Raw genomic sequence first — 13,646 nt, 5'->3', positions numbered from 1 at the left:
CAAAACGAAATGACAAAAAAACTACTATTAATATTAGTGTTTTTAATTACAACAGTGTCTACGGCGCAATGTGATTATACACTAGAACTTACCGATAATTTCGGTAGCGAATGGGACTCCGGTGCAAACTTAACTGCAAATACTGGAGTTGATGTAACCATCGCAGGAATTACTACAACTTATTTAGTTATGGATCCAGCAGCAGTTAGTGGTGCCCCAGCTGTAGAGAATTATACCATAACAGTTAATGATGGTGATGCAATCGATATAGATTACAGAGCAACAGCTTTTTCTGGAGATGGTAGTTTTAGATTTATTGATTCAGAAGGAATAGAGGTTTATGCTTCTCCTATAAATCAAGCATCCATGATGGATATCTATGTTGGAACTGCTACATGTCCTACATGTTTTGCTGTGACCTTGTTAACTTCTAATAATCTTACTGCTACAGGAGCAGAGATAGGATGGACAGCGACTGGTACAGAAACAGCTTGGGAAGTAGAATATGGACCGGTAGGTTTTACACCAGGTTCAGGTACTATTGATAACGCAACTACAAATCCTTGGACTATCGATGGATTATCTGCGAGCACATCTTATGATGTATATGTAAGAGCTGATTGTGGAATGGGCGATATAAGTAGCAATCAGGGTCCTTTAAATTTTACAACTACAGACTCTTGTCCAGTACCTAGTGCTTTCAATCCTATAACTCAGACAGCAGATGCTGTTCAGTTTACTTGGGATACAAATGGTAACGTTTCTGCCAATTATGAAATTGAGTACGCACCTTCACCTTATGTGCAAGGAGCAGGTGGGACAACTGTTCTTGGTTTTTCAGCTCCATTTGCATCAGTAACTGGTTTGACTTCAAATACATCTTACGATTTTTATGTAAGAATAGATTGTGGAATGGGTGACTTTAGCGATTGGGCAGGTCCTTATACTGCTTCTACATTGCAATCATGTCCAGATATTTCTGGAATAGTTTTTAGTAATGTAGATCAAACTAGTGTTGATATTGCATGGTCTAATGGTGGTACAGAAACAGAATGGGAAATAGAATACACTACAGATGCAGGTATTAGTACTTTAGTTACTGCTACTTCTAATCCTTTTACGTTAACAGGTCTTTCCTCTGGGACATCATATGATATTTGTGTAATAGCAGTTTGTGCTCCTACAGATAGGTCTACACCAGTTTGTGATACATTAATTACTCCAGCAAATTGTGGAGATGATATTTTTGATACAGGTGGTATGACTGGAGATTACCAAAATAACGAAAGTTATACGATAACTTATACACCTGATAATGTAGGCGATGTGGTAACTTTAAATTTCACTTCAGTAGATGTTGAGTCTTGTTGTGATACTTTAGAAGTTTTTAATGGACTTGATGTCACTGCAACACCTTTTACTACTGATTTAGAAGGTCCAGCTATGTTTAGAGCAACTAATCCTGATGGTGCTATAACTATAAGATTTAGTTCTGATGGTTCTGTTGTGAGGACAGGTTGGGTAGCAGAATATATTTGTGCAGCCCCTCCTACATGTTTAGAGCCTACGAGTCTTTCATTTGATGGTTCAACTAATACTACTGTGGATCTTTCTTGGATTGCAGGTGGTTCTGAGACTGAGTGGAATATAGAGTATGGTACTGTTGGTTTTACACCAGGAATGGGAACGGTTGTAAATTCTACTACTAATCCTGCAACGATAACTGGTTTAACTCAAAACTCTATATACGACTTTTATGTTACAGGTTATTGTGGTGTTGGTGATGAGAGTTTACAGGTAGGTCCTGTTACAGGGAATACGCAATGTGATCCTTTTGTAGCTCCTTATTCTGAAGATTTTGAAACAGGTTTTACAACTACAACAAGTACTTTTCCTGGCGCAGGAGAAGCTTTTGATTCTGAAAATTGTTACTCTGCCATAAATTCCGGATACGCATGGGTTGCGGCACCAGGAACACTTACGGCTTCTGGAAATACAGGTCCTTCCCCATCTATTACAACAGGGAATTATTTTTATGCAGAGGGTTCTAATGGAGTCACTGGCGATATTGCAGAATTGGCTACAGCAACTTTTGATACTAGTGCGTTGACTGTTCCGGCTTTAAGTTTTGATTATCATATGACAGGATCTGATATAGGGTCTTTAGAAATTTTGGTAAAGTCAGGAGCTAGTGAGACTCTAGTTGCTACAATAACTGGTGAGCAACAACTTGCAGATACAGATCCTTATATTAATTTCAATGTTGCGTTAAATGCATTTTCAGGTCAGACTTTTCAAATTGTTTTTAGAGCAACAAGAGGAACTAGTTTTGAATCGGACATAGCAATTGATAACGTTGCAATTGATGAAGTTCCATCTTGTCCTGCAGCTTTAGGACTTGCTGTAGATTCTTCTACTGTTGATAGTGTGAGCTTGTCTTGGACTAATGGTGGTTCTGAAACTGCTTGGGAGATAGAATATGTAGATGCAGGAGCGGCTCAGGGTTCAGGTACTTTAGTTCCTGTAACAACTAACCCAGCAACTGTAACTGGTTTAGTTGCAAATACACCTTACGATTTCTATTTGAGAGCAGTTTGTGCAGTCGGTGATGAGAGTATATGGTTGGGTCCGGTTACTGGAAGAACTACTTGTGTTGCATTCACAGTACCTTTTACTGAAGGTTTTAATTCTACTAGCTCAACTCAAGATTGTTGGACGGTATTGGATGAAAATGGTGATGGTGATCAATGGGATCTAAATTATGCATTTAATACTAGTGAAGGAGATCAGGTGGCTGCAATGAATACAGATTTCAATGGAGGTGCAGATGATGATTATTTAATCTCACCTGCTATTACATTAACTGGTGTTGATAGACTTAGATATGAATATAGAGTACAATCAAATGGAGAGCCTAACGAAATGGAAGTTTTAATTTCTACTACAGGTAATGCTGCTGCAGATTTTACCACAACGTTAGTGCCACTTACATTGTATTCTAACGAAGCGTATGCTGAAGAGGTTATTGATCTTTCAGCTTATACAGGAGATGTATATGTAGCATGGAGAATTCCTCCTACAACGACTGATGGATGGAGAATGTATATTGATAATGTGCGTTTTGAAATAACTCCTGATTGTGTAGAGCCTTCTGGTTTAACTGCGGCAAATATAACATCTGATTCTGCAGACTTTTCATGGATTTCTGGTGGAAGTGGAGAGGCTTCTTGGGATGTAGAGATTGTTCCTGCAGGAACTGTTCCAACAGGTGTTCCTACTGATGTAGTTACCAGTACTGCATATCTTGCGACAGGGTTATCTACTGCTACAGCTTATGACTTTTATGTACGAGCTGACTGTGGTAATGGAACAAGTGTGTTTACAGGGCCTTTAAGTTTTACAACTACTGCTGCTTGTGGTGATATTATTTATGATACCGGTGGTTCAACTGGTAATTATCAAAATAGCGAGAGTTACACAATTACTTATCTTCCTGATAATGCAGGAGATTTAGTAACGTTAGATTTTACATTAGTAGATTTAGAAACTTGTTGTGATACTTTAGAAGTTTTTGATGGAATAGATGTTACAGCTACTCCGTTTACTAACGATTTAGAAAGTCCTGCTACTTTTAGAGCTAATAATGCAGATGGCGCAATAACTATTAGATTTACTTCTGATGGTTCTGTAGCTAATGCAGGTTGGGAGGCATTATATACATGTTCTGCACCTCCTTCTTGTTTAGAGCCTACAAGTTTGGTAGTTAATGCAATAGCTTCTACATCAGCAAATGCATCATGGACTTCCTTAAGTGTTGCTACAGTTTGGCAAGTTGAAGTGCAGCCTACTACTGTAGCTCAAGGTACAGCTGGTGCGGTTTATGAAAATCTTACTTCTACAAATCCACAAGCAATTTCTGGCTTATCGGCACAAACGACTTATGATCTTTACGTAAGAGCTGATTGTGGAGCTGGTGATTTTTCAAACTGGACTGGTCCAGTAACTTTTACTACTTTATGTGATGTTGTTACTCAGTATCCATACGTTACTGACTTTACAACTAATGTACCTAATCAATGTTGGGACGAGGCTATTGATGGTGAGATTGTAGATGGTCCTATTGGTTTAGGTGTTTCTGATTGGAGAGAAGGTAGGTCTTACGAAAATTCTGCAGGTGTAGTTGTGCCTTCTAACGCTATCAATCTTTGGCAAAATGTGGATAGAGAGTGGTTGATATCAGAGCAATTTGATATGTCAGGGTCAAGTAATGATGTGTTAATGGTAGAAGTAGCTGTTACGAATTTTGGTTTTGGTGACTCCACAGCTGCTGATACGGATGTAATGGGTTCTGATGATCAGGTAGATTTATTAATAACTACTGATAATGGAGTTACATGGACTTCATTAATGACATGGGATCTTGCTAATCAACCTGCTGTTACTGGGACTAACTTAACTATTGATCTGTCGTCTTATACAGGTATAGTTCAATTTGCATTCTTGGCTAGTGATGGAGATATAGATGACGCCGAAGATTATGATTTCCACGTTGGTGTTTTTGAAATTGATGGTACTGCTAGTAATGACGCTTTCGCGAAAGCGGAATTTGTAATCTATCCTAATCCAGTTTCTACAGTACTATATGTGCAAGCTGATGTTTCTGTTAAAAAACTGACTATTTACAATCTCATGGGACAATTAGTTAAGTCTAGAGAAATAAATAATAGAGCAGAAATTAATGTTCAGGAACTACCTTCTGGTGTATATCTAATTGAAATTAATGGTGATACAGCCACTGAAACTTTTAGATTTATTAAGGAGTAGTACTAATTAAACTTTATTTTAAAAGGGTCACTTAACGGTGATCCTTTTTTTTTTAACCTAAATTAAAGTCAGGTTAACGATAAATTAACAATTGTAGTGGATTATTGTATTTATTTATTTAGTTTAAGGGCCTTCTTAAAAAAACCTTAAATAATAATTATGAAACAAATTTATGTTACTGTAATTACCTTATTTCTGTTAACCTTTTCATTTAATGCACAAGCACAGTGTAATTATACGTTAGAGGTTACAGATTTTTTTGGTAATGATTGGGTTAGTGGGAATAATGCCACCGCTAACGCAGGAGTTGATGTCACCATTGATGGTGTTTTAACTACCTATCGAGTATTAAATGCCAGTGCTACAGGTAATCCTGTGACCGAAACTTATGTTATTTCGGTTAACAATATGTCTACTATAGATATAGATTACCGTGCTCCAGATCTTTCTGGAGATGGTGAATTTAAATTAATAGATTCTGAGGATTTATTGGTTTATCAAACTCCTATTGCACAAGTATCTATGATGGATATTTTTGTTGGATCTGCTTCTTGTCCTACATGTCCAGTTATCGTTAATCCTGGATTTTCAGGAGTTACCGCAAATGAGGCAATCATAGATTGGACTAATGGTGGTTCAGAAACTCAATGGGAAATAGAATATGGAATCAGCCCTTATACTCCTGGATCAGGAGGTCAGGTTGTTCCTGCTTCTACAAACCCATTTACTATTACTGGCTTAAGTAGTATAAGCACTTATGATGTTTATATTAGAGCGGTATGTGTACCTGGTTCAGATGTTAGTAATCCAGTAGGTCCTGTGACTTTTACTACTACAGAATCTTGTCCTTCTCCTTCTAATTTTTCACCAATTACTCAAACGGCAAATAATGTTCAGTTTGCTTGGGATTCAAATGGGAATCCTAGTCCTAATTATGAAGTTAATTATGGTCCAACTCCATTTAATCAAGGTGATCCTTCTGGTACAACTGTAGCAGGTAATTTTGGGACTTTCGCTTTTGTAGATAACTTAATGTCTGATACAGAGTATGCGTTTTATGTAAGATATGACTGTGGAATGGGAGATTTTAGTCTTTGGCAAGGTCCTTATACAGCAACAACCTTAATTTCATGTCCAGCTATTTCAGGTATTCAAGCTAATACTATTACTGATTCGTCTTTAGATATCTCTTGGTCAGCAGGTGGTACAGAAACTGAATGGGAAGTAGAATATGCTCTGGCAGGTACAATAACTGCTCCTGGTACAGGTCAAGGAACGACTGTTTCTCCTAATCCTACAAGCCCGTCTCATTTAATTGACGCTTTAGCAGATTCTTCAAATTACGATGTATTTATTCGTGCGGTTTGTGATCCTTTACAACCAGATTACAGTAGTTGGGTTCAAGAATCTTTTTCTACTTTATGTTTACCTTTTACATCGCCATTTAATGAAGATTTTGAAACTGGTTTTACAGTACGCGCTACAGGTTCACCAGCTACTACTGATAATTTTGAAGAAGAAAATTGTTGGTCTGCAGATAGTCCTTCTGCGTACAGTTGGGTAGCTGTTGCTACAGCAGTAACAGGTTCTGGTTCTACTGGTCCTGGTGTTTCTAGTGGTAATTATTTCATAACTGAAGCTTCTAGAGGAACGACAGGTGATATTACAGATCTAATTTCACCGGTTATAGATTTAACTTCTCTTACGACTCCTGCAATTAGTTTTGATTACCATATGTATGGTGCAGATATGGGTACGTTGGAAGTTGTTGTAAGATCTGGTGGGGTTGATACTACTGTATTTACTTTATCTGGACAACAGCAAACTGATGAAGACGATGCTTTTACAACTGTAGTTATTCCTATTGCAGCATTTTCATCACAAAATATTCAGGTAATATTTAGAAGTACACGTGGTACATCATTTACTAGTGATATGGCGATAGATAATTTATTAGTTTTAGAATCTCCACCTTGCGTAGATCCTTATGACTTAAATATTACTGCATTAACTAGTAGTTCTGTAGATTTAGGTTGGACAGAATTAGGATCAACGACGAACTGGGATTTAGAAATAGGTGCTGCTGGTTTTGTAGTAGATTCTGGAGTTGCAACTATCGCAGCTTCTTCAACTACTAATCCTTATAGTGCGTCTGGATTATCACCAGATACTCTCTATGAATTTTATGTAAGATCTAATTGTGGTGTTGATGGTACTAGTAATTGGGTAGGTCCCTTTGAATTTAGAACTCGTTGTGCTGCGTTAACAGCTCCTTATTTTACAGATTATGAATCTGATACTATTGATTCTTTAAATAATTGTGATAGCTCTTTAATAGTGAGTGGTAGTACAAATTTATTAGTTGAAGTTGAAGATTTTGTTGCTTTATCTGGTTCTAACCATATTTACATGTATAGTGGTAGTGATGCTGCTGCAGATATCTTTTATATACTTCCTGAATTTTCTGATCTATCTTCAGATAAGCGTATTAAATTTAACGTATATGATAGAGATACTGGCGGGCTAGAAGTTGGAGTAATGTCTGATCCAGCTGATCTTACAACATTTACGTCTCTTGTTTCATACACAGATACTGATCTTGTCGACGATGATTATGAAGAAAAGACTGTTTATTTTAACTCATTGACAACTACCGGCGGTTATATTGCCTTTAAATTTAATCCTGCAGGTATATTTGATGCTTTGTATCTTGATGATATTACTTATGAACTGTCACCTAGCTGTCCTGAACCTACTCAATTAACTACAAGTTCTGTAGGAAGTTCATCTTTTGATTTATCTTGGACTAATAATTCTACTGCGTCTGAATTTTTAGTAGAGTATAGAGAGGTGGGTACAACAGTATTTACAGCAGTTACTCCTAACCCAACAGTTTCAAATGTTGTGGTTTCCGGTCTTGCGAGTGATGCTGATTATGAGGTTTGTGTAACTGCAATATGTGATAGTGCATCTAATGATGTTTCTACTCAATCTTGCGTTAATGTTTCTACTACTCCAGATTATTGTGCAGGTGATTTATTCGTTGATTCAGGAGGTGCCTCTGGACAATATCAAGGTAATGAAAATATAGTGTATAATATTTGTCCTGATAATGCTGGTGATGTAGTCTATATAAACTTCCTTACTAATGAGATGGAAGATAGTGGTGCAGGTTGTTTTGATGGGTTAACAATTTATGATGGACCTGATACAACTTTCCCTACCATTAATACTCCAGGTGGAGATACTGAATGGTGTTGGGATGGTACAAGCGGTACAGGTGATTTAACTCAAGAACTTTTAATAGGTACAAGTACTTCTGGTTGTATTACTTTAGTTTGGTCTACTGATGGTTCTGGTCAAAGAGATGGTTGGACAGCGTCAGTAACTTGTGCTCCGGCTCCTACTTGTCCTTCTCCAGATGCATTAGCTGTAGATGCTTTTTCTTCTACAACGGCTGACCTTTCTTGGACTGCAGGTGCTATGGAAACTGAATGGGATATTGAAGTTGGTGTTCCAGGTTTTGTTCCAAATACAGGTGCTCAAACTGGTGCTGTAATCGATGTTGTTACTTCTCCTCTAACTACTGTTACTGGATTAACACCTGATACAGAATATGAATATTGGGTTCGTGCAGTTTGTGCACCAGGAGATGAGAGTATTTATATAGGACCTTTAAGTTTTAGAACTTCATGTGCTCCTTTTACTGCTCCTTACTTTACAGATTATGATTCAGATCCGGTAGATGGTTTAAATAATTGCGATCGTAATATAGTTGTAGGTAGCGGGTCAGGTACAGTTCCTACTGTTGAGGTAGAAGATATTATTGCTAACTCAGGCTCTAATCATATCTATATGTATAGTGGGTCTACTGGAGCTACTGCAGAATTATATTATATACTTCCTGAATTCTCAGATCTTGATTCTAATAAAAGAGTAAGATTCTTTGCTTATGATAGAGATTTAGGAGGATTAGAAGTTGGTACAATGACTGATCCTACTGATGCTACTACGTTTACAGTTCATCAGACTTTCTTAGATGCTGATTTACCAGACGATGTATATGCTGAGCAAACAGTTGACTTCACATCACTGACTACTACAGGAGGTTGGGTTGCATTTAGGTTTATTCCTAATGGGACTTTCGACTCTATGTATTTAGATGATGTTAATTATGAGGTTATTCCTAGTTGTAACCAACCTAGTGCGGTTGTAACTAGTAATCTTACAACTGACTCTGTTGAATTATCTTGGACAGCTGGTGGTTCAGAAACTGAATGGATCGTAGAATATGGTACTCCTGGATTTACTCCTGGTGGTGCTGGTTCATTAGGCGTTGAAACTGGTGTGATGACGAATGCAAATTATTTGCTTGATATGTTACCTTCAAATACTTCTATTGAATTAAGAGTATTTGCAGTTTGTGCTCCTGGGGATGTTAGTCCTTCAACGAATCCGATTGTAATTAGAACTTTTCCTACTGGACCTGTAGGTGTTTCTTGTCCTAATAATGATAGTGCTTTTGCATGGGAAGATAATTTTGATGCTAATAATGGTTGGACAGGTGATGTGAGTACATCAAATGGTGATTGGGATTTCTCAGGAACTGCTGGAACTGGTTCTACAGGAACGGGACCTTTAGGACCTCAAGAAGGTACAGGTTACGTTTTCTTTGAGTCTTCCGGTACTAATGTAGGAGCTAACACTATGGTCTCTCCAGCTATTGACTTAACTGCAGCAACTGATGAAGCTGAATTGAGTTTCTACCTTCATTCTTTTGGTGGTGATCTAACAACACTTGAAGTAGGTGTGTCAACTAGTGCGACTGGTCCTTTTACTAATGTATTTACATATATAGGTCCTTTACAAGCAACGCAAACGGATGCTTTTACTTTAGTCGGTGGATTCTTACCAGCATCTGTTTTAGGCTCAAGCACAGTTTATATTCAAGTAAGTGCTACAGAAGAGGTAGGTAATGAAGCAGGTTTTGTGGGAGATATTGCTATTGATTTAATGAGAATTGAAACATGTGGTAATTTCTGTTCTAATCCAAATTCAATGAGTGTAACTAACTTGACTACAACAGGTGGTGACTTTAGTTTTGTTGATACGGCAGGAACACCAGCAGGTGCTTATGAATATGTTATTCAGCCAGATGGAACTGGAGCACCTACCGCAGCAGGTACGGCTATAGCGACAACATCTTTTACAGATAATACATTAATGGCGGCGACTTCTTATGAAATCTATTATAGAACTATTTGTAACGCTACAGCTTCTAGTGATTGGATTGGACCTTATCAATTCACAACTACTTGTGTGCCATTTACAGCTCCTTATTTTACAGATTATGAAAATGATGCTTTAGATGATTTATTTGTATGTGATAATGGAATACTTACTAATGCTACAGGAACAACAGCTCCTTTAGTAGAAGTAGAAGATTTTATCGCTAATAGCGGTAATCAACATATTTATCTATACAGTGGTAGCGATACCTCTGCAGGGATTTATTATGTAATGCCAGAATTTTCTGATCTAGATGCTACAAAGAGAGTAAGATTCTTTGCATACGATAGAGATAACGGTGGTCTTGAAGTAGGTGTTATGTCTGATCCTAATGATGTTTCAACATTTACTGTTGTAGAAACATTTGTTGATGCTGATTTACCAGATGATACTTATGCAGAACAAACAGTGAATTTCACATCGTTGACAACAACTGGTGGTCATATTGCTTTTAGATTTGTTCAAGTAGCTGGGTTTGATGCAATGTATCTTGATGATATCAATTATGAATTAATTCCATCGTGTCCTAAGCCTACAGGAGTTGTAGTAAATACGATCGGTGGTGATAGTCTAGATTTATCATGGTCAGCTGGTTTGTCAGAAACAGAATGGATAGTAGAATATGCGACTCCAGATTTTAGCACTGGTACAGCAACCGCTGTAACAGGTGTTATGACAAATACTAACTATGTTTTAAATGGTTTAACTCCGAATACTCCTTATGAAATAAGAGTGTCTGCTGTGTGTAATCCTATGGATATTAGTCTTACTACTAGTCCTTTACCAGTTAGAACTTTCCCGGCTTCACCTCAAGGTGTATCTTGTACTACTGGAGCTCCTGGTTATGTTTGGGAAGATAGTTTTGATACAATTGCTACTTCATGGACAGGTGATGTAGGTACAGGTACTACTGGTGGTGATTGGAATTTTGGTAGAACTACCCCTACAGGATCAACAGGTACAGGTCCTAGTGGTCCACACGATGGTGCTGGTTACTTATTCTTTGAAACAACTGGTACTAATGTAGGGCCAGCGTCTATTGTTTCTCCTCCTATTGATTTAACAACAGGTGCAAATGCTGAATTAGAGCTTTCATTCTTCATTCATTCATTCGGTGGAGATCAAACTATTTTTGATGTAGCTTATGGTACTAGTGCTACTGGTCCATTTACAAGTGTATTTTCATATGTTGGTCAGTTACAGTCTGATATCTCAGATAATTATGCTGAGGTAGGAGCAATGTTACCATCCACGTTAATAGGACAAACTATCTATATCCAAATTACTGGTACTGAAGAGCCAGGTGAAGAAGGTGGTTTTGTAGGTGATTTTGCAGTTGATTTAATGAGAATTCAAACTTGTGGTAGTTTCTGTTTAGCTCCTGATGGTGTTTCTGTTTCTGCTATTACTGGTGATTCTGCGATAGTTGATTGGACAGAAAATGGTAATGCAACAACTTGGGAAGTTGCTGTTGTAGCTTCAGGAAGTGGAGTGCCTACAGGTAGTGGTACAAGTGTAACTACTAATCCTTATTCAGTAACCGCGCTATCTCCTAGTACAGTGTATGATGTATATGTTCGTGCAGACTGTGGTGGTGGATTATTTAGTGATTGGTCAGTAGTAGAAAGCTTCTCTACAGATTGTGTTGCTTTTGTAGCACCATATGGAACAACTGCTGGTGCACCAGGTAATGATTTTGCAACTTTCCCTGGAGTATGTTGGGGAGAAGGTGATAATACAGATGTCGCTACCGGTCCTAATGGTTTAGATAGTGATTGGACTACTGTTGATTTTGCAAACGATCCAACTAATGTGTTTGGTCAAGCTGCAAGTATTAATATTTGGAACAACGGTGGTGATGGTGACTGGTTAGTATCTCCAGAAATTGATTTAGGAGCTGCTGGTGGTTCATTTACTGCTAGTTTTGATGTTGCGTTAACTGAGTTTGACGATACATTTGCTAGTAACTTTGGTAGTGATGATCAGGTTCAATTCTTGATTACTACAGATGGTGGTGTTACTTGGAGCATTATTGAAACTTTTGAAGCTTCTGATAATGTATCTGCAACTGGTCAATTAGAGACTTTCCCTCTTAACGCTTATTCTGGTGTTGTGAGATTTGGTTTCCGTGCTACTAACGGTACTGTTGCAGATAATGAAGATATTCAGTTCTTTGTAGATAACTTTACTGTAGATGGTACTGCTGGTGTTAATGATGTGGATACTTTTGATTTCACTTATTATCCTAACCCTACAGATAATATAGTTGACTTTAATGGTCAACAAGTTATTGATAGTTTAGTAGTAAGAAACCTGTTAGGACAACAACTATTAGTTGTAAACCCTAATGCGACTTCTACTAGAATAGATTTATCTACTTTCCCTTCTGGAATGTATCTTATAGAGGTAATCTCTGGAGAGCAAAACAAAACGGTGAAAGTGTTGAGAAATTAGATTCTTATACTTAAATAATAAAAAGGCCATTCTTTACAGAATGGCCTTTTTTTATTGACTATTTTTGACATTGTGAATGTGATTAATTACTCTATTATAATTCCTGTTTTTAACAGGCCTGACGAGATTGAAAAACTTCTCGATAGTATTTCTGTTTTAAATTTTGACAATGAATTTGAGGTTGTTATTGTAGAAGATGGCTCTACTTTAAGTAGTGAGTCTGTTTGTTCTCGCTTTCGCGAAAGCGTAAACATTAACTATCTATTTAAACCTAATTCTGGCCCAGGTGATTCTAGAAATTATGGTATGCATCATGCAATAGGCAATTATTTTTTAGTTCTAGATAGTGATTGCATACTTCCAGAAGATTATTTACAAAATGTTGATCGGTATTTAAGGCAAAATTATGTAGACTGTTTTGGCGGTCCTGATGCTGCACATGCTACATTTACTGATTTACAAAAATCTATTAATTATTCAATGACCTCTTTTCTTACTACTGGAGGTATAAGAGGTGGAGGTGAGCAGTTAGGTAAATTCCAGCCTCGCAGCTTTAACATGGGAATAAGTAAAAAGGCATTTATTGCTACTGGAGGTTTTGGTAAAATCCACCCAGGTGAAGACCCAGACTTAAGTATTAGATTATGGAATAAGGGTTTTAAAACTGTATTGATTAAAGATGCTTATGTCTATCATGAAAGACGCATCTCATGGAAATTGTTTTACAAGCAAGTCAATAAATTTGGTAAAGTCAGGGTGATATTAAATAAATGGCATCCAGAGACTAGAAAAATAACATATTGGTTCCCTACCTTATTTAGCCTGTTTTTTATAGTTTCTTTAATTTTAAGTACATTAGGATATGGGTTCCCTATATTGTTGTACCTCATATATGTACTCGCTATTTTTATACATGCAGGTATCAAAAATGGATTAAAAGTAGGTCTAGGTGCTACTGTAGCAGCTATGATTCAGTTATTGGGTTATGGAACAGGTTTTTTACATTCTTGGTTAAAAATTAAACTTTTAGGTCAAGATGAGAAAAAAGCATTCCCAAAACTTTTTTTTAAATAGATTAG

Annotated in this window: 3 protein-coding genes; all 3 read left to right on the top strand. The window is 37.2% G+C overall.

Going from position 1 to position 13,646, the window contains the following annotated elements; all coding sequences use genetic code 11:
• The first annotated feature begins 9 nt into the window (after positions 1 to 9).
• The 3 genes from ACJJVJ_RS05570 to ACJJVJ_RS05560 all read left to right on the top strand — a co-directional run bounded on the left by ACJJVJ_RS05570 (position 10) and on the right by ACJJVJ_RS05560 (position 13,641).
• Positions 10 to 4,824 carry a fibronectin type III domain-containing protein gene (locus tag ACJJVJ_RS05570; protein WP_405369465.1) on the top strand — a complete coding sequence of 1,605 codons (4,815 nt, stop codon included), beginning with the start codon at positions 10 to 12 and terminating at the stop codon, positions 4,822 to 4,824.
• A gap of 159 nt (positions 4,825 to 4,983) precedes the next feature.
• Positions 4,984 to 12,567 carry a fibronectin type III domain-containing protein gene (locus ACJJVJ_RS05565; protein WP_405369464.1) on the top strand — a complete coding sequence of 2,528 codons (7,584 nt, stop codon included), beginning with the start codon at positions 4,984 to 4,986 and terminating at the stop codon, positions 12,565 to 12,567.
• A gap of 72 nt (positions 12,568 to 12,639) precedes the next feature.
• Positions 12,640 to 13,641 carry a glycosyltransferase gene (locus ACJJVJ_RS05560; protein WP_405369463.1) on the top strand — a complete coding sequence of 334 codons (1,002 nt, stop codon included), beginning with the start codon at positions 12,640 to 12,642 and terminating at the stop codon, positions 13,639 to 13,641.
• Positions 13,642 to 13,646 lie beyond the last annotated feature (5 nt).

Origin of the sequence: Nonlabens sp. Asnod2-A12 (assembly GCF_045063745.1) — a bacterium.
Taxonomy (GTDB): Bacteria; Bacteroidota; Bacteroidia; order Flavobacteriales; family Flavobacteriaceae; genus Nonlabens; species Nonlabens xylanidelens.
This window is presented reverse-complemented; position numbering and strand designations above follow the sequence as displayed.

Bases quoted from the DNA above. Each gene is read 5' to 3' on its own strand.
- ACJJVJ_RS05570 (WP_405369465.1), top strand. From the start codon at position 10: ATGACAAAAAAACTACTATTAATATTAGTGTTTTTAATTACAACAGTG.
- ACJJVJ_RS05565 (WP_405369464.1), top strand. From the start codon at position 4,984: ATGAAACAAATTTATGTTACTGTAATTACCTTATTTCTGTTAACCTTT.